This window comes from Arthrobacter sp. ZGTC412, assembly GCF_002929215.1.
Taxonomy (GTDB): domain Bacteria; phylum Actinomycetota; class Actinomycetes; order Actinomycetales; family Micrococcaceae; genus Arthrobacter.
Genome location: NZ_PJII01000002.1, coordinates 213,389 through 236,605 on the forward strand (window position 1 = coordinate 213,389; position 23,217 = coordinate 236,605).

Here is a 23,217-nt window from a genome sequence, read left to right on the forward strand (position 1 = left end):
GGCGGGATGACGTCGTCCCAGTTGTTCACGAGCTGCATGTTCTGGTTGACCAGCCACACGTTGCCGGAGTTCACGTCGTTCAGGACCACCAGGTCCCGGTTCACCCGGAAAACATACGACGGCGACGCACTCGCCTTGGGCACATCCACATTCTTATCATCAACATCATTGACGCAATCCCGGACATACTTGTTCGCACCCGACCACGCCGCATGCACACACCCGCCCACCTGCACCGGGGCAGCCGGCACACCCTCACCATCGAACGTCACCGTCTTCGCGGTGCCGCCATCCAGCGGCTGCTTCAACAACGCCTTCTGCGTGGAGACAGCGACAAAGTCACTGCCCGGACCGCCCTGCTGCAGCTTCGCCTCCCGGGCATTGTCCAACTGCAGGCGCTTCCCGCCCGGCAGGAACAACTTCCCCGCCGCCGCATCCAAAAAAACCGGCCTGTCCCCCACCACCGTGACCTGCAGGTCCCCCGACCCCTTCAACTCACCCCAGGTCTCGGACTCCGAGGACACCACCGCACCATTGGCATCAACACCGGTAACCGTCACCACACCCGACTTCGGATCAGCCGAATAAATCCGGTCATCCTCCCCCACCGCTGACACCGTACCCTCGGACCCCACGAGCACCGGCTCGCTGGCTTCCTCATCAAAACCGTTCACCGTGGACGGCGACACCGCCCACACCTTCCCCGACGCCGCGTCCGTCACCGAAATCACGGCCGACCCGAAACTCACATCAGCAGCCCCCGGCAACTGCTTATCCCCACCCAAACGCATATTCGCCGGCGACACCTGATTCAACGTCGAACCAGACTCATCATCAACAAACACCTCACCGGCATCCTGCAAAATCTCAAACGTCGTCGACGCCGGCGTCACCGCACCATCCAGCACCCGCGACGGATAATTCAACCGCCCCACAGCATTCCTGGACTTCGACACCACCCACACGCCACCGTCATTCAACTCCACCTCAGTGGTCTTAAACCCCGGATACAACACAGCACCCGTCACCACCACAACCACAGCAGCACCAAACGCCGTACCACCAACAAACTTCTTGTAGCGCCTCTTCAGCCCAAGCTTCCCCAGCAGACTTGTCACAGCGAAATTTTTCCCCCAGATTGTGTGGCCTTATGGCGGCCCGTTCGCGAGACTGGCACCAAGCCCTCATTTCCCCGGCGCAAGCTTACCGAACCCTTCCAACCCCCGCGGTGGGGAGCCCTGCCCGGCGCCGGGTCCTGGCCCGGCCCGTGCCCGGCTATGGTGTGGCTCCCACCGGGAAGGTGCACAGCGGTACGCCGCTCTGCGCGGGCGGGCCAATCGTGGTGTGTCCCGAGTCGATCCAGCGCGTCTGGTTGGGAGAGCCCCGCATGATGTAGTACCACTGCCCGTCTCCGCTGTAGTAGGTGCCGTGCGGCTTCCAGCACATGATGTCGAAGACGTCCGCGGCGCCCATCCAGGGACGGTTCGTTCCGCTCTGACCGTCGCACGTGAAGTTTCCTGGCCTGCTGTTGTCGTAGGAGGTAGCGCCGGGCAGGTCCGTGCAGCTGCGGTACATCCCGGCGTTCAGTCGCGTGGTCCACCGTGTCTTGGCCGCGCCTGACTGTGCTGATGCCGAGGCGACCGGCCCGCCGGTGCCGCGCGAGTTGACGGTCTGGACCTCTATCGAGTGCCGCTCGCTGAAGCCGCCGGTATTGATCGTGCGGCTGCCGGAGGGCGCCACCCGTTCCCAGCCGCCGTTGTCGATCCTGATCTGGGTGTAGGCGATGTCGTGGCTTCCGGCGGCGGGCGAGGCCCAGCTCAAAGTCAGGTTTTTCTGGTTCTCGGCACCGTCCGCCCCGGAGGCCGACGGTCTGCCGGGCGCGCCGTAGGGATTCACGGTTGCCGGGGCGCTGGCGTCGGAGCTCGGCGCCACGGTGGAAGTGGCCACCACTGTGATCGAGGTGGCGTCGCCGTTGGTGAAGCCGCCCACGGTTTGCCCCGGCTTGATGGGCCCTGCCTGGCCCGTGCTGGCGCGGTAGGTGTAGCTGACCTCGGCATACGTTGAGCCGTTGCGTTCCGCTGCGGTGAGCTCCCGGAAGTTGATGGTGACGGAACGGCCGGCACCGCCGGTATTGGCTTCGGTTGCGGACACACCCGAGACCTGGGCGAGCTTGCCTGTGGCCCGCCGCGGAGCCGATGCCGCGCTGACTGCACCTTTGCCGGCCTTGTTCTCGGCCTGCACTGTAAAGGTGTATGACGCCTCGGAGTTGCTGGCGGTGAAGTTGGCAGTCCGGACGGTGCCGGCCACCACCTGTGTCTGGGCCGCGCCGCCACCGCCGCTCATGGTGACGTGGTAGTTCCTGATGGCATCGCCGTTGGTGTTTGGCTCGTTCCAGTCAACCTTGAGCTGGTTGGAGGTTCCCACGGAGGATGCCACCGACGACGTCGGCGCCGGCGGAGCAGCCGGGACGCCGGCCGGGTTGTCCTCGGCAGAGTATTGACCCCAGTCGGAAGGGCCGAGCTCGTTGACGGCCTGGGCACGCACTTTGTAGCGCACCCCATTGGTCAGTCCCGGCCAGGTGTAGCTCAGTCCGGTCACGCCGTTTTTGACCGCTATCCCGTTGGCTGGCGGAGGGGAGATTTCCAGGTTGTAGTTCTTTACCGGCGAGCCCTCGGTCTTGGCTGCGGGCCAGTCGATCTCCATGTTCTTGTCGCCGGCCTTGACCGTGGGGGCGTCCGGAGGTGAGGGTTTTTCATCCGGCCGGATTTCGTTGGATGCCGGCGAGGGATCGGATTCGCGGACTTCGTTGGTTGCGGTGACGGTGAAGACATACTTGACGTCATTGGTCAGCCCGGTCAATGTGCAGGTGGTGGTGGCGCAGTCCTGGCTGAACCCGTTGCCGGAGCGCACGGTGTACTTGGTGATGGCCGCGCCGTTGTCCGACGGCGGTGTCCACTTGAGCACGGCGGTCCGGCTCCGGACGTCCGTTGCCGTGGGCGCGGACGGCGCGTCGGGCCGGTCGCGGACGGTGATCCGGATCCGTCCGTCCGTCTGGCGGGAGATGTCGTCGGTCTTGTCCATAACGGTGTAGCGCACCACCATCACGCCCTTGAAACCGCTGGCCGGGGTGACGGCTATGGAGCCGCCCGAAACTGCCGGCTGCCCGGCGGCGGAGCCGGTTTCCACTGTTGCGGAAGTGATCCGCAACGGCGTCTCCGGGAACGGGTTGAAGTCATTCGCGAGCACGTTGACGGTCTCGGATGCACCGGCGTCGGCTTTGTCCACCACGTCCTCGTTGGCCACGGGCATCGGCCGGCTGGAGGCAACGACGGTGGCCGTAACCGTGGCTCGAACCGGTTCGGACCTGCCGTCGGTGACCTTGAGCGGGATGCTGCCCTTCCAGCCTGCGTCTCTGGCCGAGTTGGGGGTCACCTTCAGGGTTGCGTTGTCCACGCTGGCATTGAAGCCGTCGGGCAGGGCGCCGTCGAGTTCGAACTTGAGCTTTTCCTGGTCGCCGGAGTCGACGTCCTTGGCAAGGTTTCCCAGTTCCAGGGTGGCGGAATCACCCTTTGGCACCTCGAGGGTGGCACCGCTGAATGTTGGCTGGTGGTTGGCGTTCGGGTCCGGGATGACCTTGGTGATGATGCTGAGGGTGGACTTGAGGCCCTGCGGGTCCTCGGGGCCGGCACCGTCGGTCACTTCGAACGTGACAGAGCCCGGGCCCACGTAGTCCTTGAGCGCTGCATAGCGCAGGGCGCTGCCGCTTCCGCCCACCATGTTGTCCGGCTCCGCACCCTGGACGCGGACCTTGTCCACCTGGGTGATCCGCGGCGTACGGCCCTCCCGGACGCGGACGTATTCGTTCAGGTCCAGTGTGACCTCTTTGCCGGACATGATTTCGACGACGTCGGTCCTTGCAAGGGTGGGGTGCTGTTCACCCTGCCCGGGAACCCAGATGACCGCCGTCGCGCTTTGGCCGTCAACATCGGTGACGCTGTACGGCACCAGCTGGTCCTCCGGCGCGAGCGTCACCTGGACGGTGCCGCCACCGGTGACGCGTGCGTTGGGGTTGCCGTCAGGCAGGCTGATCTTCAGCTCGGAGGCGACGCCGTCGGGATCGGCGTCGTTCTTCAGCACCGGAACGTCCACCGCGGACTTGCCCAGCGTCTCCGCCTGGGTGACCACGTCATCCTTGGCGAGCGGAATCTTCAATGCAGCGTCTGGGCTCACCCGGACCCGGAGCACTGCGCTGGCCTGGGCTTTTTTGTCATCCTGGATCTTGTAGCTGACGCTTTCGTTGCCGGCAGCGGCGGGCGCCGTGAGCAGTACCTTGCCGCCGTCAGCTGCTTCAACGGCGAGTTCGGGGCGGGCTTCGAAGCCGTTGGATACCAAAGCGATCGGGTCGCCGTCAGGGTCCGAATCGTTGGTGAGCGCGTCGACGGCGATCTTCCGTCCGGGACGGACGTCGACGGCGTCGTCGATGGCGATCGGTTTCTGGTTGTTGGTCTCCTGCGGCGCTATGCCAACGATCACCGTGCCTGTGTTCTCGGCGCCGATGCGGTCCCGGACCCGGTAGGTGAAAGTGTCCGTGCCGGCTGCGTTGCCTGCGGCCGTGAATTGGAGGTAGCCGTCCCTGACTACCGCCGTTCCCATCGCCGGGGCTTTATCCACGCCGGTCAACTGCACGGAGTCGCCGTCGGTGTCGACGCCGTCCAACGGCACGGGAATGCGGACCGTCATGCCTGCCACAACACGGGCGGTCAGGTTTTTTGGCTCCGGCCGGGTGTTGAGTTGGTCGTCCCGGGCGCGGATCCGGATGGTCACCTGCTGGGAGTCGGATTGCCCGGAGCCGTTGGTGACCTTATAGATTGCGTACACCGTTTTGGGCACGTCGCTGGCGATGAAACGCACGTTTTGCCCGGAGGTGAAGATACGGCCGTCTGCGGCGTCGGGTGATTGTGCCAACGCGGGTTCCAGGGTTAGCTTGCCGCCGTTGGGGTCCGTGTCATTTTCCAGCACGGGGATGGTAACAACGTCCCCGGCGCGGACGGTAGCCTCATCGGGCTTGGCTTGCGGCGCCTGCAGCTTGGCGGGGGCAGGGACCAGCAGCACCGAAATTTCGCCGGTGGCGGAGGACTTGCCGTTGGAGATCGTGTACCTGACGGTGAGCTGGCCCTGGGCACGTAGGTCGGTGATCCGCACAACGGAGTGGTCCAGGACCGCGACGCTGAGCGGAAGCCCGTCCGCGGCTGTTACCGACTGGACCACCAGCACACCGCCGGAGGGGTCGGAGTCGTTTCCGAGGACGTCCACCAGCACGCTGCCGCCGCTGGGCAGCAGGGCGGTGTCGCGGACCGCCACCGGGGCGGCGTCGCCACCACCAGGCACGACGTCGATGCGCACCAACTGCTGGGCGCTGGCTGGTCCGTTGGTGACGAGGTAGGTGACGTAGTGGGCGCCCTGGGCGGCGGAGTTGAACGTAAACGTTTGCTGGTCGGCGCCCATAACGGCTGTGGAGTTGCCGTCCGGGGTGATCTGGGCAAGCCGCAGCGCGCCGCCCTGCGGGTCGGAATCGTTCTTCAGCGGAGCGATCACTATGTCCACCCCGGCAACAGCCACCAGGTGGTCCGCGTTGGCAATCGGCGGGAGGGCGCCCGCCGGCCGCACGTCGACGGTGACCTTGCCCTCAGTCGTGGATCGGCCGTCCGAAACAGTGACCGTGACGGTCTTGCGTCCGGGTTCGGACCCGGAGTCCTGGAAGCTGAGCAGCCCGTCGGGACGGATCTTAACCTGGTCGCGGGGGTCGTTGCTGGACGCGCCGACGACGAAGAGGTCATCGCCGTCGGGATCGATCCAGTCGGAAAGGATGTTCTGGCTGACCACCTTGCCCGCCTGCACCACCAATGTGGTGTTGCGGTTGGGCTTCTGCCGCGGGGCGGAGTTCTCCCCCGGAGGGATGATGTTGAGCGTGACGTCGGCGGAGCCGGAGAGGCCGCGGCCGTCGTCGACCGTGTACTTGAAGGCCTCAGAGCCCGTCTCGTCAGCGCCGATGCCGACCTGGAAACCGGTGGCGCCGTAGATGGGCGAGAGCAGGCCGGACTGGGGGGGCCCAGGGGTTCGAACGGTCAGGATGTCCCCGTCGGGGTCGGAGTCGTTGTCCAGCACGGGGAGAATGGTGGTCTTTCCGGCGCGCACCCCGAAGGTGTCCGGTTTGGCAACGGGCGGGCTGTTGGGTTTGGTGCGGTCCGGAAGGACGGTCTGCTGTACCTCGTCCGCTGAGTCCTTGTCGGCGTCGTCCGAGGTCTGCTGCGGCGGGATGACGTCGTCCCAGTTGTTCACGAGCTGCATGTTCTGGTTGACCAGCCACACGTTGCCGGAGTTCACGTCGTTCAGGACCACCAGGTCCCGGTTCACCCGGAAAACATACGACGGCGACGCACTCGCCTTGGGCACATCCACATTCTTATCATCAACATCATTGACGCAATCCCGGACATACTTGTTCGCACCCGACCACGCCGCATGCACACACCCGCCCACCTGCACCGGGGCAGCCGGCACACCCTCACCATCGAACGTCACCGTCTTCGCGGTGCCGCCATCCAGCGGCTGCTTCAACAACGCCTTCTGCGTGGAGACAGCGACAAAGTCACTGCCCGGACCGCCCTGCTGCAGCTTCGCCTCCCGGGCATTGTCCAACTGCAGGCGCTTCCCGCCCGGCAGGAACAACTTCCCCGCCGCCGCATCCAAAAAAACCGGCCTGTCCCCCACCACCGTGACCTGCAGGTCCCCCGACCCCTTCAACTCACCCCAGGTCTCGGACTCCGAGGACACCACCGCACCATTGGCATCAACACCGGTAACCGTCACCACACCCGACTTCGGATCAGCCGAATAAATCCGGTCATCCTCCCCCACCGCTGACACCGTACCCTCGGACCCCACGAGCACCGGCTCGCTGGCTTCCTCATCAAAACCGTTCACCGTGGACGGCGACACCGCCCACACCTTCCCCGACGCCGCGTCCGTCACCGAAATCACGGCCGACCCGAAACTCACATCAGCAGCCCCCGGCAACTGCTTATCCCCACCCAAACGCATATTCGCCGGCGACACCTGATTCAACGTCGAACCAGACTCATCATCAACAAACACCTCACCGGCATCCTGCAAAATCTCAAACGTCGTCGACGCCGGCGTCACCGCACCATCCAGCACCCGCGACGGATAATTCAACCGCCCCACAGCATTCCTGGACTTCGACACCACCCACACGCCACCGTCATTCAACTCCACCTCAGTGGTCTTAAACCCCGGATACAACACAGCACCCGTCACCACCACAACCACAGCAGCACCAAACGCCGTACCACCAACAAACTTCTTATAGCGCCTCTTCAGCCCAAGCTTCCCCAGCAGACTTGTCACAGCGTTGATTCCCCTGATTAGCGCTGCGCGCGGCAGCTGCTGCCCGGGGCTTTCGCCCCGTGCCTTGATTGAAGCGTCGCCCCTGTGGAGCGAAATGAGACCTGGCATTGGGCGCCCGGCGGGGCGCCCGAACGGAATCCGGCAGGGCCGGATGTCCAATGGCAAGCTTATCCATTGTCCTTTCCGGCTGCGATGGGGAGCCCTCCCCACAGCCGCCGGCATCAGCAACGGGACCGACTATACAGCGATAGACCATCAAATGGACAAACCCCGCGAGGACTGTTGGCCAGCGCGGAAAATGAACCTGCTAGTCGAGGACAAGCCCCTTGCCGAGCCCGCGGGTGAGGCGTACCGGGCGGATCTCACCAAAGCCGCGGACATTTTCCGGAGGCTGCGGCAGCACGACAAACCTTTCGTCGTGCTCCAGCGCGGAGGCCGTCATGGAGTCCACCAGCACCGTTCCCGGGTCGGCCAGCGTAGTCAGCCGGGCGGCGAGGTTAACAGTGGGGCCGTATATATCGCCGAGCCGGGACAGGATCCTGCCCCAGACCATCGCCACCCTGGCTTCCGGCAGGATCTCGTCTTCGGTGAAGGCCTGGGCCAGCGCCAAAGAAATTTCGGCGCCTGCAGCCGGGGTCTCCGCAATGTAGAGGACTTCGTCACCCACGGTCTTGACCAGGCGCCCGCCGCCAACGGAGATGATTTCCGCACACTTGTTTTCGAAACGCTGGACCAGCCGGGCCAGCGTTTTTTCATTCATGCGCCGGGACAGGCTGGTGTAGGAGACAAGGTCCGCGAAGCCGACGGCGCGCGCCAGGGGCAGCGGGGCGTCGTCCTCGTCGCCTTCGCGGCCTTCTTCGCTGGCCTGCAGTCCGGCCTCGGCGCGGACCGCGAGCCGCTGGATACCGGCGTTGAGCTGACGGCGCCAGGAGTAGACCAGCATTTCCTCCAGCGCGTCCACCAGCGCCGGGAGCTCATTCACCAGGCGCTTGCGGGCGACGGCATCTGTAACGCCCTGTTCGTGAACCATGTCTTCCACCAGGGCTTCGATCTGCCAGACCACCATGCGGTCCGTCATCTGGCCGATGGAGCGGGTGACGGAGATGGCGGCTTCCTCAGTCAGCTTTCCGGACCGGACCAGGTCCACCACGGTGGAGAGGGCCGCCTGGTCGCGCTCGGTGAAGGCAACGTCCTCGTCACCGAAGTTGGGGAACCCGAGGGCACGCCAAAGTTTGCGCGCGGACAGCAGGGACAACCCTGCGCCGGCGGCGACTTCACGACGGCGGAGCTTGCGTTCCCCGCCCAGCAGCCGGGCTTCCAGTGCTTTCATCGCCAGCCGTTCGGCGGACATGGTGCCGGTGGCGGGATGGGCGTCGGCGGCCGGAGCGGGCGGCGTGATGGACTCGACACTTTCCTGCTGGTGCTCATCGTTCATCTGGTCCACCTTCTCTCTTGTCCCACGGCAAAGCTCCGGCGGGGTAATCCGTTGTTCCGCCCGGCTGGGCGTCGTGCTCGTCCGGCAGGTCCCCGATGGCGTCGAGGATGAAGTCCCGGAACCTGGCTACTTCCGGCACATCAGGGAACGTGACCACTCCCTGGTATCCGATTTCCAAGGATATATTCCCGGAGCGGAAGAGACGTTGCAGGACCGACTCATGGACAGTCAGGTTGCGGACCGAAGCCAGGTGCGCCTGCTGGTCCCTCCGCTTCCACATTCCAGACCTGGCCACCAGCCGCCTGCTGGTCAGGGTATAGCGGGTACTGTGCCAGCGCAGCAGCCTTGGCAGGCAGAAGCCCAGCCACACCGAAGCGGCCGCGAGGACACACCCCATCACCAGCCAGGGAGTCCAACGGCCCGAAAGAGCGGGAAAAGCACGCCCGGCTTCTCCGCGGATCACCCAGGCGGAGCAGTAGGCCGCAATCGCCGGCGAAAGAATAAAGGCGACCATGGCGCCTGCGAGCTTCCTCGGCTGCGGGCGAGTGGAGACAATCACCTGCTCGCCCGGGAAAAGGTCTTTACGCATAACCGCCTTGGCCGGAGGCGTCCGGGGAGGTCCACGGTCGCAGGTGCACTACGTCCCCGGCGGTGACCACGTGCTCGCGGGAGTCGCGGTCCACCACCAGCAACGACCCGTACTCGTCCAGGCGGGACGCGTGGCCGATGATCTCGTGGTCCCCCGGAAGCTGCGCCCGCACCTGCTTGCCCAGGGTGACCATGACAGCCTCAACCCGCTTGTGCAGCGACGCGCCGCCCGCCATCCCTGCCGCCGGATCGCCGTCGGCATTGCAGAAGCTGCGGTACAGCACGGCGAACTTCGAAAGGTAGCTCTTCAGAAGCACGGTCCGGTCCGCCGTCCGGGTCCCTTCCAGCACCACCGACGTGGCGGTGGGAACAGGCAGCTCCGCTGCATCGAGGGTAACGTTCAGGCCGGTTCCCAGGATGACAGGCGGCACAGAGCCGTCCACCATGGGGCCCAGCTGGGCCAGGATGCCCGCGATCTTCTTCCCGCGTACCAGGACGTCGTTGGGCCACTTCAGCTCCGCCGGAAGTCCGGCGGTTTCCAGCAGGGTTTCGCGCAACGCCAGCGCGGCAATCAGGGACAACCACGAATAGCTTTGTGTGGGCAGCGGGCGCCCTTCGGCGTTGGCCGGACGCAGGACAACCGAGACCAGGATGGAGCTCAGCGGCGGCGCTTCCCAGTGCCTGTCCAGCCGTCCCCTGGCAGCTGTCTGGTACTCGGCGGTGAGCACGGACAGGTCCGGCCAGGCAGCGGGCTCCACCGTGACGGACCGGAGGAGGTCGGCGTTGGTGGACCCGGTGGAATCCACCACCTCCAGCCGCGGGATGCCGGTGGCGGACAGAAAGTTCTGGTCCGCCAGGTCCCTCCGGTCCAAGGGCGTACCGGGGGTATGTGCGTCATCCATAGCTAAATCCTACCGACATGGGTAGGAGGTCCCGCCTACAGGAAGATGTCCGGCACCAGCCGGTCCTCGGGAGCCCCCAGGCTGTAGGGACTGAAGTCGGCAACACCGGCTGCAGCGAGGACTTCCTCGTCCGTGTAAAAGTTGCCGCTGACAGCGACGCCGGCGTGAAGGTTTGCCCCGGTGAGTATGGCGTGCGCGGCATCAGCCATGATTTGCGGGCCGCGCGCTGCCTGGACCATTTGTTCGCCGTGGGGCATGCTGCGGATGGCTGCGGTGTCGATCAGGGTGCACGGCCACAGCGAGTTGACGCTGATCCCGTCCGCTTTCAGTTCTTCCGCCAACCCCAGGGTTGTCAGGCTCATCCCGTACTTCGCCATGGTGTAGGCCAGGTGCTTCCCGGCCCAGTGCGGATCGAGGTTCAGCGGCGGTGAGAGGGTGAGGATGTGCCCGCCGGCGGAGGCGCGAAGCGAGGGCAGCGCCAGCTTTGACAGCAGGAATGTCCCGCGGACGTTGATATCCTGCATCAGGTCGTACTTTTTCATGTCCACGGTGTCGGTTCGGGACAGGTCAATGGCAGAGGCATTGTTGATAACGACGTCGATGCCCCCGAAGCGCTCAACTGCTGCTGAGACAGCGCGCTCCACGTCCTCATCACGCCGGACATCGCCAACCAGCGGAAGTGCCTGGCCACCGGCCGCCACCAACTGTTCGGCGGCGGTGTACACCGTGCCTTCCAGCTTCGGATGCGGCTCCCCGGTCTTGGCCATCAGCACAATATTGGCGCCGTCCTCCGCTGCCCGGACGGCAATTGCCAGCCCGATCCCGCGGCTTCCGCCGGACATCAGTACGGTGCGGCCACGGAGGGAGCCAGTGGGCCGGTAGGGGCTTGCCGGGGATCCCGAAGCATCATTACTCAAAGTCATAAAACCCACTGTAGCCCAGTTATGTTACTGGCGAGTAACATACTGCTGCCGGTTGCGGCACGGCAGAAAATTGTAGGTTTTCTACAGCGGCGGGCGCCAGAAGCGTCATTAGACTAGCCAGCAGGGTTCGTTTTTTGTGTGGATGCTACTTAACTCCCGCATCGGACCTGCCAGCAAGGACAGCGCCACAGGACCAATCTGCTACAGAGCCGGAGATATTTGATGAGCCACGATCTGACAACGACAGCGGGAAAGATCGCCGATTTCCGCGACCGCCAGGCCCGTGCCGAACAGCCCTCCGGCCCCGAAGCAATCGAAAAACAGCACGCCCGCGGCAAGAACACCGCCCGGGAGCGCATCGCCCTCCTGCTGGATGAAGACTCCTTCGTGGAATTCGACGCCCTGGCAGTGCACCGCTCCACCGCCTTCGGCATGGAGAAGAAGAAGCCCCTGGGTGACGGCCTGGTCTCCGGTTACGGCACCGTGGACGGGCGCCCCGTAGCCGTCTACAGCCAGGACTTCTCTGTGTACGGCGGCTCCCTCAGCCAAGTCAACGGCGAAAAAATCGTCAAGGTCCAGGAATTCGCGCTGCGCAACGGCTGCCCCGTGGTCGGCATCCTCGACGGCGGCGGAGCCCGCATCCAGGAAGGCGTTGCGTCGCTGGCCATGTTCGCGGACATTTTCCGCAACAACGTCCATGCCTCCGGTGTGGTGCCGCAGATTTCCCTCATCATGGGCCCCTCCGCCGGCGGCGCCGCCTACTCCCCCGCGCTCACCGACTACGTGGTGATGGTGGACAAGACCTCCCACATGTTCATCACCGGCCCCGACGTCATCAAGACTGTCACCGGCGAGGATGTGGACATGGAAACCCTGGGCGGCGCCCGCCAGCATAACGCCACTACCGGCACGTCCACGTATTTGGCCTCCGACGAAGCCGACGCCATCGAGTTCGTCCGCGAACTGCTGGACTTCCTGCCCTCCAACAACCTCTCCGAGGCCCCCGTGCTGGAGCACCAGCAGGAGCTGGAGGTCTCCGACGACGACCTCGCCCTGGACACGCTGATCCCGGATTCGGCGAACCAGCCCTACGACATGCGCAGCGTCGTAGAGCAGATCGTGGACGACGGCCACTTCCTCGAAATGCAAGCCCTGTATGCCCCCAACGTCATGATCGGCTACGGCCGGGTGGAGGGTCACACGGTGGGCATCGTGGCCAACCAGCCCCTGCAGTTCGCCGGCACCCTGGACATCGCCGCGTCGGAAAAGGCAGCCCGCTTTGTCCGCCACTGCGACGCCTTCAATATCCCCATTCTCACCCTGGTCGACGTTCCCGGCTTCCTGCCCGGCAAGGACCAGGAATTCCAGGGCATCATCCGCCGCGGCGCCAAGCTCCTGTACGCCTACGCCGAGGCCACCGTTCCCAAACTCACCGTGATCACCCGCAAGGCATACGGCGGGGCCTACATCGTGATGGGTTCAAAGAAGCTGGGCGCGGACCTGAACCTCGCCTGGCCCACGGCGCAGATCGGCGTTATGGGCGCGCAGGGCGCAGTCAACATCCTGTACCGCCGCGACCTGTCCGCAGTGGCCGAAGCCGGCGGCGACGTCGAAGCGCGGCGGGCCGAGGTCATTCAGCAGTACGAAGAAGAGCTGCTGAACCCGTACCAGGCCGCCCAACTCGGCTACGTGGACGCCGTCATCGCCCCCTCCGAAACCAGGACCCAAATCATCAAGGGCCTCCGCGCGCTCCGCGACAAACGCGCCAGCCTTCCCACCAAGAAGCATGGGAACATCCCGCTGTGACGCTCCCCCACGAAACCAGCGCACCCACCGCGCCGCTGCTCTCTGTTGTCAAAGGCCAGCCGACGGCCGAGGAACTGGCCGCACTCACCGCCGTCGTCCTCTCCCTGGGAGGTGCCGAACCGGCCCTCGCCAACAAGCCATCGGTGCGCCAGTGGGTGCGCCGGCAGCAGCTGCGGCTGGCACCCACCCCCGGACCGGGGGCCTGGAAGCGAAGCCGCGGCTGAATCCCCACCGTTCGCAATCCGGGGGGTTAGTCTCGGAGTGTGACTACAGACACTGTTCCTGCCGCCCGCCCGATAACCCGCATCGACGCCGTCGCGGACAACTACACGGACACGCTTATCCGGCTCAACCCGTCCCTCGCCACCACCCTTGGCGTGCCCGGACACGAGACCGAATTTCAGGACTTCTCGCCGGCCGGCCTCGCGGAACTCGCCGAGGCTGCCCGAAAGGCCCTCACGGAACTTGAGGGACTCGAGCCCGAGGACGACGTCGACGCCGTCACCCTCGACGCCATGCAGGAGCGGCTTGGCCTTCAGCTGCTGATCCACGCGTCCGGCTGGGACTACGCGGACCTGAACAACATCGACTCCCCCGCCCAGAACATCCGCTCCATTTTCGACCTCATGCCCATGGAGACGGAACAGGACTGGCAGCACATTGCCGGCCGCGCATCAAACGTTCCAGGGGCGATCCGCGGCTACATGGAATCCCTGCGGCTTGCCCGGGACGCCGGCCGGGTTGCGGCTGCACGGCAGGTGAGCATCGTTATTGAGCAGGCCACAAAGTATGCCGCCCAGGACGGCTTCTTCGCGAAGCTTTCGGCAGGAGCCTCCACGGCCTCCGGGCCCTTGCCGGCGGCGGTTCAGGAAGAGCTCGACGCCGGGGCTGCCGCCGCCCGACGTTCCTACGCCGAACTGGCAGAATTCCTCCGGACCGAGCTGCTGCCCGCCGCGCCAGAGAAGGACGCCGTGGGCCGCGCCCGCTATGCGCTGGCCTCTCGTTCCTTCCTCGGCGCGACCGTTGACCTGGAGGAAACCTACGCCTGGGGCGTGGAGGAACTCGACCGTCTGATTGCCGAGCAGGAACAGGTGGCGCACACCATCAAGGCCGGTGCCACCATCGCCGAAGCCAAGGACATCCTGAACAACGACCCCGCACGCCGGCTGAAAAGCAAAGAGGCATTGCGGGAGTGGATGCAGGAACTCTCGGACAAAGCGGTTACCGAACTTGCCGGCGTCCATTTCGAAATCCCGGATGTCATGCGGAAGCTAGAGTGCCTCATCGCCCCCACGGATGAGGGCGGCATCTACTACACCGGCCCCTCCGACGACTTCAGCCGCCCCGGCCGGATGTGGTGGTCCGTCCCGGCCGGTGAGGACACGTTCACCACCTGGGCCGAAACCACCACCGTCTTCCACGAGGGCGTCCCGGGCCACCACCTCCAGGTGGCCACTGCCACCTACCGCCGCGAACTGCTGAATAAGTGGCGCCGAAACGTTTGCTGGACGTCCGGCCACGGCGAAGGCTGGGCCCTTTACGCCGAGAACCTGATGCAGGAACTTGGCTACCTGGATGATCCGGGCGACCACATGGGCATGCTGGATATGCAGCGTATGCGCGCCGCCCGCGTGGTCTTCGACATTGGCGTTCACCTCGAACTCCGGGTCCCCGAACGCTGGGGCTCCGGCACCTGGGACCCGGACAAGGGCTACGAATTCCTCAAACAGAACCTGCCCATCAGCGAGGGACAGCTCAACTTCGAGTTCACCCGCTACCTCGGCTGGCCGGGCCAGGCCCCCTCCTACAAAGTGGGCCAGCGCCTCTGGGAGCAGATCCGCGCAGAACTCGAAGCCCGCCCCGGGTTCGACCTGAAGGAGTTCCACACCCGCGCTTTGAACGTGGGCTCCGTAGGACTCGACACCCTGAGGCGCGCATTGCTCAGTGATTGATCTGCCCACGGATTCGTTCAGGGGTGGTGACCCAGTACCGTCGGGTTTCCCCTCCGTGCTCATCCCTTTTCCACTGTCACAGCAGGGCTGATACCGGCGGCCTTCGCCTCATCATCAAGGCCATGGCGTCGCTGACCCATCACCACCCTGGAGACTGCCGCTTCCGAGGCGGCTGAGAAGGGGCCGAAATGCCCCTCGACGGCCCACCGGGTTTCCTCTTCGATGAGGTCTGCGTTGATTTTTGCGCCGGCCATGCCACCTTCGGCGGCCGCGGTGATCACCTGGGCCATCAGATTGGAGACGTTGCCCGCCGCATAAACGCCGGGGACATCTGTCGTCCCCATGGCGTCAGTCCCGATAAACCGACCCGCTCCCGACGGGTGCACCTGGGAAGTCAACCCGAGCGATTCCAGAAGGGCGGACCTGGCCTCCATCCGAGTGCCGACAGCGAGCGCGGTTATGTCGAACGAGGTTCCCTGGCGGAGCGTCAGTCCTGTGAGGACACCCCCGACGGCGTCAACGGATGCGACCGGTCCGGCAACCACCGCCACGGACCGGGCAGCGAGCTTGTCCCATTCCTCGTCAGTGGGCTCCACGGTGTCGTTGAGGAAAAGAGTGATGTCGCCGGACCATTGCCTGAACAGCAGCGCCTGATGGACCGACAAGGGACCTGTACCCAGCACGCCAATGCTTTGCCCGCGGATTTCCCAGCCATGGCAATAGGGGCAGTGCACAATACCCTTTCCCCATTGCTCCCGCAGCCCATCGATGGGAGGCAGTTCGTCTGTCAAGCCGGTGGTGACCAGGAGGCGTCGGCCTGAGAACCGGTGGCCATTGCCGACAATCACCTCGAATCCGTCCGGGGTTCGCCGTGCCGAAACGGCTTCGCCTTCAACCACTGTCCCGCCGTAGGAAAGCACCTCGCGGCGTCCCATGGATAAAAGTTCCGAAGGGTGCACTCCATCCCTCGAAAGGTACCCCTGCACGCCTGCCGCCGGGGCATTGCGTGGAGTTCCAGAATCAATGACCAGCACCGAGCGCAACGCCCGGGCCAGTGTTGTGGCCGCACTAAGTCCTGCGGCGCCGCCGCCAACGATCACAACGTCATACCGTTTGGTGTCCATACTGATTGTCCTTCGTCGCGTCCCGTAAGTCGCCGCACAGGTCCCCGGGCGGCGATACAAGCGTCCTCCGCATCACGTCCGGCTGGCAACTGTTCTTGCTGATATGGCAAAATGAACAGCATGGCACATGATCTGGACGGTGTTCTCGGGGCTGTCGGCCCCCGGCTTCGGGCACTCCGCACTGAGCGAAACCTCACCCTCGGGGAGGTGTCGTCCGCTTCCGGAGTCTCGGTGAGCACCCTTTCCCGCCTGGAATCCGGCCAGCGCAGGCCGAACCTGGAAATCCTGCTGCCCCTCGCGGGGTTGTACGGTGTGCCGCTCGATGATCTGGTGGGTGCCCCGCCCACAGGGGATCCGAGAATTCACCTGCAGCCAATCACCCATGCCGGCATGACGGCCGTTCCGCTCACGCGCCGCCCGGGCGGACTGCAGGCCTTCAAGATGGTGTTGGCCGGTGACGCCCGTGGGGCTGAGCCCGATCCGCGCGTCCACGAGGGTTATGAATGGCTCTACATCCTCAACGGACGGCTGCGTTTGGTGCTGGGCGAGAAGGACTTTGAACTCCGCCCGGGTGAAGCGGCGGAATTCGACACCCGGACGCCGCACTGGTTCGCAAGCGCGGACGGCAGGCCCGTCGAGTTCATCAGCCTGTTCGGGCAGCAGGGTGAACGGATGCACGTGCGCGCGCGGCCCAGGATTACCTAGCAGAAAAGTCCGAGGAAGCGAGAGGTTAAGCACATGGGCCGCGGGAATAACTTAACAAAGACGCCGAAAGACGCCGGTTTATCGGGTTTCCGCATTCTTCGTATTCAAGTGGCGCCGTAACATTTCTCAACATCGGTTAGCCGTGATAAGGGGTGGGCTCTAGCGTATTCGGGTGAGCACATCAACCCGCACCCCAGAATCCGCAGGAAGGACCGGCTTCCAGCTGCCCAAATGGGCTGGTTCGTTCGGCTTCCAGATCATCGCCGCCCTCATCGTAGGGCTGGGCCTAGGCCTGCTGGCCAAATACACCGGCAGCACAAAAGCCAGCCCCAACGGCCTCGGAGCCACACTCCAGACCATCGGCTCCAGCTACGTATCGCTGTTGCAGACCGCCGTCGTACCCCTGATCTTCACCGCCGTCGTCAGCTCCATCTCCAACCTGCGCCAGGTGTCCAACGCCGCCAAGCTGGCTTGGAACACGCTGCTGTGGTTCGCCATTACCTCCCTGATCTCCGTGCTGATCGGCATCGGCCTGGGCGTCCTCCTGCAGCCCGGCGCCAACACTGGCATCACCGAAGAAGCCCAGTACTCCGGTAAGTCCGGTGACTGGTGGTCCTTCCTCGTCGGCCTGTTCCCGAAGAACTTCCTCGGACTGGGCGCCAGTTCCACCGTCGCCGAATCCGGCGCCGTCACCACCTCCGTCAGCTTCAACGTGCTCCAGATCCTGGTGATCGCCATCGCCGTAGGTGTTGCCGCGCTCAAGGTGGGCAAGGCTGCCGAGCCCTTCCTGAACCTGAACGCCTCTGCGCTGGCCGTCATCCAGAAGGTCCTCTGGTGGATCATCCGCATCGCGCCGCTGGGTACCGTGGGCCTCATCGGCAACGCCGTCGCTGTCTACGGCTGGGACACCATCGGCTCGCTGGGCAAGTTCACCTTCGCCATCTACGTTGGCCTGGCCCTCGTGCTCTTCGCGGTCTACCCCATCCTGGTCCGCACACACGGACTGTCGGTCAGGCAGTACTTCTCCGGCGTCTGGCCCGCCGTCCAGCTGGCCTTCGTTTCCCGCTCCTCGGTGGGCACCCTGCCCCTGACCCAGCGGGTTACCGAACGCAGCCTGGGCGTGCCCCGCGGCTACGCTTCCTTCGCCGTGCCGCTGGGCGCCACCACCAAGATGGACGGCTGCGCTGCCATCTACCCCGCCATCTCGGCCATCTTCGTGGCACAGTTCTTCGGCATCCAGCTCGACTTCAGCCAGTACCTGCTGATCGCACTGGTATCCGTCCTGGGCTCCGCGGCAACCGCCGGCACCACCGGCGCCGTCGTTATGCTCACGCTGACGCTGTCCACGCTGGGCCTGCCGCTTGCCGGCGTCGGCCTGCTCCTGGCCATTGACCCCATCCTGGACATGGGCCGCACGGCTGTGAACGTTGCGGGCCAGGCACTCGTCCCCACCATCGTCGCCAAGCGCCAGGGCATCCTGGACGAGGCCCTGTACAACGCACCCCGCAACGGCACCCCGTTTGTTGACGATACTGTGGACGCCGCTGACGCTCCGTCCGACGGAACCTCCACGGACACCACAACGCGTGAACTGGCGGACGTGAAGGCCTAAGGGTCGCTGCTCACCCCTGCTGCAAAAAGAAGTCCCCGGGAGTTTTCCCGGGGACTTCTTTTTGCGTGGGCAGGAGGGGTCAGTGGCCGCCGACGACGCCGTTTTCCACGGCCTTAGTGACTGCGTCAGCCTCAGCCTGGGTCAGCTTTCCGTCCGTCACCGCCTGATCCAGCCGCGTCTTCAGGGCAGCAGCCTTCTCTGCCTGCTTCTCGGTGCGGAGCTCCGCCAGCGCAGTGGTGACCTTGGACTCCTCGACGCCCAGCGATGCAGCAAGGGATTTGGCCAGAGCAGCATCACGGGTGGCGGCATCCGGCTTCGTACCGTCCGTGGGCGGGGTCGCCGGCTTGTTCGCCTCGCGGAAAGCCTGCAGCGCTTCAGTTACCTTGGCTTCCTCCACCCCGAGCTTTGCCGCGAGCGCCGATGCCTGGGCGACGCCCCGCTCCCCACCGCGGCCGCCATGCTTGCCCATCCCGCCGCCGTGCCCGGTGCCCGCGTCTGCGGAGGCGCTGGAGCTGGCACTGGGGTTGGGAGTGGGCGTGCTGGTGGCGGAGGCCATGCCGGCAACTCCGATCCCGGCGCCAAGGGCCAGCGCCGTGGCTGACAGGGCGAGGGTCATTTTCTTTGTGCGTGACATCTCTTGTCTCCTGGATCCGCCGTCGGTGACGGCTGGTGATGGTTCGCCTCTTCGGAGGCATCCCCAGCATCGCGGCGCAGGTTCTGGAAGAGCTGTTCGGAACCTTTCATCTTCCTGTGAAAGTGGGCGTCCTGAAACTTGCCCAGGGTGCAAAGTTGCACATAGTGTAAGAGCGTGACAACCTCCATCGAGCCAACAGCACCTGCGTCGGCCAGCCCTTCCCGCCGTGAGCTGAACAAGGCAGCGACCCGCCAGGCAATCACGGAGGCTGCCCTGTCGCTGCTGCGCAGCCGAGGCCCGGGAAGCTTCACTGTGGAGGACATCGCGGATGCTGCAGGAATTTCGCGGCGCACCTTCTTCAACTACTTCGGCAGCACGGATGCCGCCCTCGCGTCCGTTACACACGGCTTCCTCGACAACGCGATCCAGCAGTTTCGACTCCGGCCGGCTGACGAACCGATCCTGCAGTCAGCGCAGGCGGCCCTGATGGCCCTCGCGGACCCCATGACCGTGGCGCCTCTGGCGGAGCTATTCAGCCTCACCCAGCAGAGCAGCCTGATGTCCCACTCGGAACTGGAAGCCTGGGACCACTGCCGGGAACAGATCACTACGGTTGCCCGGGAACGCGCGGCGGGAACGCCCGGCGCTGCGGACGAGCTCTACCTCCGCGCCTTCGCCGGCTCCGTGATCTCCTGTGGCAAGGCGGCCATGGAAGTCTGGTTTGCCCGCCGCGGCGCGGACCTCTCGCCGGCTTCCCTCGCCGAACTCCGTCAGCTGCTCATCGACGCCATGGCGCTCCTTGGCTCCGGCTTCGCTACAGTCCAGCCGCCTTCTTCTTCATCTTCCGACTCCCGTTCCTCCTGATCAGATCGGTTTCCTTCATGGCACTGCTCCTATACCGCCTGGGCAAGTTCTCCTACCGCCGGCGCTGGCTGGTCATCTCGCTGTGGCTGGCTGCCCTGGTGGCCGTGGGCGGCTCGGCTGCCGCCTTTCATGGCACGCTGTCCAACAACTTCCAGATCCCCGGAACTGAAACGCAGCGCATCGCGGACAAGCTGAAGGCAGAACTTCCTTCAGCTTCCGGGGGCACCGCCACGATCGTGTTTGAAGCGCCCGACGGCGGCTTCACGGCCGAGAGCCGCGGCGCCGTCACTGACGCTCTGAAAAAGCTTGAGTCCGTGCCGGATGTCCGTGGCACCGTGGATCCGTTCGCCACCCAGGCACAGGTGGACCAGGCCGGGCAGTCCATCACCGAAGGCGAGCAGCAGCTTGCCGCGGGCCAGGCACAGCTGGATGCGTCCCGCACCGAGCTCGAGGCCGGCAAAGCCCAGCTCGCAGCCGCCGAACAGCAGCTCGCAGCGGCCGGTGCTCCAACCGCCCTCATTGAGGCACAGCTTGGCCAGCAACAGGCAGCACTCGCCGAAGGCCAGGCAAGGCTCGACGCCGGCACCCGGGAACTCGAAGCCGGCAAGGCCAAGCTGGAACTGGGCAAGCGCCAGGCGGAGGCTTCCTCGGCCATCCGTTTCGTCTCCGAAGACGGCCGCGCCGCCGTCGCACAGGTACAGTTCAGCACCTCCATCAACGGCTTGAGCCCCGCGGTCCGCCAGCAGGTCCAGGACATCGCCCATGAGACCTCCGCAGCCGGCGTCACCGCCTATGCCAGCAAGGAAATCACCGAGGACATCTCCGAACTCTTCGGTGCAGCCGAGATCATCGGCATCGCCGTCGCGGCCCTGGTCCTCATCATCATGCTGGGGACGCTCATCGCCGCCGGGCTGCCGCTGCTCATGGCAGTGATCGGTGTCGGCGTGGGCGTGGGCGTCACTTTCGCCCTCTCCGGCCTCTTCGACATGAGCTCCATCTCCCCCATGCTCGCCCTTATGCTCGGCCTGGCCGTGGGCATCGACTACTCCCTGTTCATCGTCAACCGGCACCGGACCCAACTCCTGGCAGGCATGGACCAGGAAGAATCGGTGGCCCGCGCCACCGGCACCTCCGGCAACGCGGTGGTTTTCGCCGGCCTTACCGTGATCATCGCCCTGGCCGCACTGGTAGTCCCGGGCCTGCCCTTCCTCGCCGTGATGGGCCTGGCCGCGGCCGGAACCGTGGCCGCAGCAGTCCTCGTGGCCATCACGCTCACCCCCGCCATGCTGTCCCTGATCGGCCGGCGCATCATCTCCCGCCGCGCCTGGGCCAAAGCCGAGGCCCACAACGCCGAGCCCGGCCACGAAGCAACCGACGAAGCCCAGGACCGCGAGCGCAGCACCCACGGCTGGGGCGGCCTAGTCACCCGGCACCCCGTGCTGGCACTCCTGGCCGGCGTACTCCTCCTGGGCACCCTCGCGCTGCCCGCCACCCAACTGCAGCTTGCCCTGCCCGACGGCGGCTCCGAACCGGTGGACTCCGAGGCCTACCAGGCCTACGACCTGACCGCCCGGAGCTTCGGCGAAGGCGTCACCGGCCCCATCGTGGCCGTGGGTGAATTCCCCGCAAACCTTGACGAGGCCCAGGCACAGACGCTGCAGTACGACGTCGCTGACAAACTCCGCGCGGTGGACAACGTGGTGGCCGCCGTGCCCGTTGCCCTCAGCGAGGACCGCCGGACCGCCGTATTCCAGGTCATCCCCAAGGAAGGCCCGGCCAGCGCCAGCACCGTGCAGGTGGTCTCGGAACTCCGGGGCCTCAACGACGACATCCACTCGGAATACGGCGTCGCGATGGGTCTCACGGGCCAGACCGCCGGCAACGTGGACGTCTCCACGAAGCTCGGTGACGCCCTGCCGCCCTACCTGGCGATCGTCGTCGGACTTTCCCTGATCCTGCTGATGCTGGTGTTCCGCTCCATCGTGGTGCCGCTCCTTGCAACCGGCGGCTTCCTGCTCTCCCTCGCCGCGGCGTTCGGCGCCGTGGTGGCCGTGTACCAGTGGGGCTGGCTGGGTGGCGTGTTCGACGTCGCCAACCCCGGTGCTGTCCTCAGCTTCCTGCCGATCATCCTGATCGGTGTGCTGTTCGGCCTGGCCATGGATTACCAGGTGTTCATCGCCTCCGGAATGCGCGAGGCGTACATGCACGGTTCCTCGGCCAAGCAGGCGGTCCGGGTGGGCTTCCGCCACGCTGCCGCCGTGGTGACGGCCGCGGCGATCATCATGGTCAGCGTCTTCGCCGGCTTCATCTTCAGCCACCTCACCATGGTGCGGCCCCTCGGCTTCGCGATGGCGTTCGGTGTCCTGCTGGATGCGTTTGTGGTGCGCATGACCATCGTTCCGGCCGTGATGTACCTGCTCGGCGAAAAGTCCTGGTGGCTCCCCCGCTGGCTGGACCGGATCCTGCCGGACGTCGACGTGGAAGGCGCCAAACTCAGCAAGCCCGAGGCAGCACCGGCGCCAGGGGCACTGGTCCACTAGGCCGGCGCTGATCAACTAGGCTGGGGCCGTGGTCCGCCTGATTCTCGCTTCCCAGTCCCCCGCCCGCACCAAACTCCTCGCAGAGGCCGGCATCCGGCATTCGGTCCTGGTGTCTGACGTTGACGAGGATGCCGTCCAGGCACGCTACGGTGTCACGGACCCGCACGATACCGCCCTGCTACTGGCCCGGGCCAAAGCGGAGGCGGTGGCGGCATTGCCGGAAGCGGAAGGGGCGCTGGTACTTGGGTGCGACTCCGTCTTCGAGTTCGACGGCGAGGCGCACGGCAAACCGTACACCGCCGCCGTCGCCCGCGAGCGGATGCTGCGGATGAGCGGCAACGCCGGCGTGCTGCACACGGGACATTGGCTGGTGGACTGCAGGGACACGGAACCCGACGACGGCGCTGACCCGGGCACGGGCGCAACCCTCGGGACGGTGGCATCGGCGGAGGTTTCCTTCCTTGAGATGGATGCGGCGGAGATTGACGCCTACATCGCCACCGGCGAGCCGCTGCACTGCGCCGGGTCCTTCACCATCGACGGGCTGGGTGGGGCTTTTATCCGGAAGGTCGACGGCGACCCGCACGCCGTCGTCGGCCTGTCCGTCTCCACACTCCGCGGTTTGCTGGCCCAGGCGCAGGTGCGCATCACCGACTTGTGGCCTGCGGCGTAAAGGTACGCGATTTCAGGTCGTCTTGTAGCTT

Annotated in this window: 15 protein-coding genes and 1 pseudogene; 8 read left to right on the top strand and 8 right to left on the bottom strand. The window is 65.4% G+C overall.

Translation table 11 applies throughout. From position 1 onward, the window contains the following. From CXQ88_RS04160 to CXQ88_RS04185, 6 genes and pseudogenes are all read right to left on the bottom strand, one after another. Positions 1 to 1,118, bottom strand: a pseudogene (locus CXQ88_RS04160) (Ig-like domain-containing protein); the annotation flags it as partial. A gap of 157 nt (positions 1,119 to 1,275) precedes the next feature. Then, complete coding sequence (locus tag CXQ88_RS04165) at positions 1,276 to 7,428, bottom strand: Ig-like domain-containing protein (RefSeq protein ID WP_104043061.1); 6,153 nt, start codon at positions 7,426 to 7,428, stop codon at positions 1,276 to 1,278. A gap of 307 nt (positions 7,429 to 7,735) precedes the next feature. Beyond that, complete coding sequence (locus CXQ88_RS04170) at positions 7,736 to 8,863, bottom strand: adenylate/guanylate cyclase domain-containing protein (protein WP_104042902.1); 1,128 nt, start codon at positions 8,861 to 8,863, stop codon at positions 7,736 to 7,738. After that, complete coding sequence (locus CXQ88_RS04175) at positions 8,853 to 9,452, bottom strand: PH domain-containing protein (RefSeq protein WP_104042903.1); 600 nt, start codon at positions 9,450 to 9,452, stop codon at positions 8,853 to 8,855. Before CXQ88_RS04175 ends, CXQ88_RS04170 begins: the two co-directional genes overlap by 11 nt. After that, positions 9,445 to 10,353 carry a biotin--[acetyl-CoA-carboxylase] ligase gene (locus CXQ88_RS04180; RefSeq protein ID WP_104042904.1) on the bottom strand — a complete coding sequence of 303 codons (909 nt, stop codon included), beginning with the start codon at positions 10,351 to 10,353 and terminating at the stop codon, positions 9,445 to 9,447. Before CXQ88_RS04180 ends, CXQ88_RS04175 begins: the two co-directional genes overlap by 8 nt. A 35-nt stretch (positions 10,354 to 10,388) precedes the next feature. Continuing rightward, positions 10,389 to 11,276 (bottom strand): SDR family oxidoreductase, encoded by an 888-nt coding sequence (locus CXQ88_RS04185; protein WP_104042905.1) that lies wholly within the window; start codon positions 11,274 to 11,276, stop codon positions 10,389 to 10,391. Positions 11,277 to 11,498: 222 nt separating this feature from the next. On the opposite strand from CXQ88_RS04185, the gene CXQ88_RS04190 reads away from it, so the two are divergent. The 3 genes from CXQ88_RS04190 to CXQ88_RS04200 are packed head-to-tail and all read left to right on the top strand — an operon-like array spanning position 11,499 to position 15,034. Then, on the top strand, positions 11,499 to 13,082 hold the full coding sequence (locus tag CXQ88_RS04190; RefSeq protein WP_104042906.1) for an acyl-CoA carboxylase subunit beta: 1,584 nt from the start codon (positions 11,499 to 11,501) through the stop codon (positions 13,080 to 13,082). After that, positions 13,079 to 13,306 (top strand): acyl-CoA carboxylase subunit epsilon, encoded by a 228-nt coding sequence (locus CXQ88_RS04195; RefSeq protein ID WP_258061679.1) that lies wholly within the window; start codon positions 13,079 to 13,081, stop codon positions 13,304 to 13,306. The genes CXQ88_RS04190 and CXQ88_RS04195 overlap by 4 nt, the downstream gene beginning before the upstream one ends. Positions 13,307 to 13,345: 39 nt before the next feature. Next, positions 13,346 to 15,034, top strand: a complete 1,689-nt coding sequence (locus CXQ88_RS04200; protein WP_104042907.1) for a DUF885 domain-containing protein — start codon at positions 13,346 to 13,348, stop codon at positions 15,032 to 15,034. A gap of 59 nt (positions 15,035 to 15,093) precedes the next feature. Here the strand turns inward: CXQ88_RS04200 and CXQ88_RS04205 are convergent, their stop codons facing one another. Next, on the bottom strand, positions 15,094 to 16,158 hold the full coding sequence (locus CXQ88_RS04205; RefSeq protein ID WP_104042908.1) for an NAD(P)/FAD-dependent oxidoreductase: 1,065 nt from the start codon (positions 16,156 to 16,158) through the stop codon (positions 15,094 to 15,096). Between the two features lie 120 nt (positions 16,159 to 16,278). Here CXQ88_RS04205 and CXQ88_RS04210 point away from each other — a divergent pair, with 120 nt between their 5' ends. Both CXQ88_RS04210 and CXQ88_RS04215 read left to right on the top strand, forming a co-directional pair. After that, a complete protein-coding gene (locus CXQ88_RS04210; RefSeq protein ID WP_104043063.1) occupies positions 16,279 to 16,863 on the top strand; it encodes a helix-turn-helix domain-containing protein in 585 nt (194 codons plus the stop codon). Between the two features lie 172 nt (positions 16,864 to 17,035). Next, positions 17,036 to 18,475 carry a dicarboxylate/amino acid:cation symporter gene (locus CXQ88_RS04215; RefSeq protein WP_104042909.1) on the top strand — a complete coding sequence of 480 codons (1,440 nt, stop codon included), beginning with the start codon at positions 17,036 to 17,038 and terminating at the stop codon, positions 18,473 to 18,475. A gap of 79 nt (positions 18,476 to 18,554) precedes the next feature. On the opposite strand, the gene CXQ88_RS04220 is transcribed toward CXQ88_RS04215, so the two are convergent. After that, positions 18,555 to 19,109, bottom strand: a complete 555-nt coding sequence (locus CXQ88_RS04220; protein ID WP_104042910.1) for a hypothetical protein — start codon at positions 19,107 to 19,109, stop codon at positions 18,555 to 18,557. Positions 19,110 to 19,283: 174 nt separating this feature from the next. Between CXQ88_RS04220 and CXQ88_RS04225 the strand changes: the two genes are divergently transcribed. Genes CXQ88_RS04225 through CXQ88_RS04235 form a run of 3 tightly spaced genes read left to right on the top strand, consistent with a single transcriptional unit; the run spans position 19,284 to position 23,186 of the window. Next, complete coding sequence (locus CXQ88_RS04225) at positions 19,284 to 19,973, top strand: TetR/AcrR family transcriptional regulator (protein WP_104042911.1); 690 nt, start codon at positions 19,284 to 19,286, stop codon at positions 19,971 to 19,973. Between the two features lie 17 nt (positions 19,974 to 19,990). Further along, the gene (locus CXQ88_RS04230) at positions 19,991 to 22,513 is read left to right on the top strand and encodes an MMPL family transporter (protein ID WP_104042912.1); all 2,523 of its coding nucleotides are present in this window, start codon (positions 19,991 to 19,993) and stop codon (positions 22,511 to 22,513) included. Positions 22,514 to 22,541: 28 nt separating this feature from the next. After that, the gene (locus tag CXQ88_RS04235) at positions 22,542 to 23,186 is read left to right on the top strand and encodes a Maf family protein (protein WP_104042913.1); all 645 of its coding nucleotides are present in this window, start codon (positions 22,542 to 22,544) and stop codon (positions 23,184 to 23,186) included. The last annotated feature ends 31 nt before the right edge of the window (positions 23,187 to 23,217 follow it).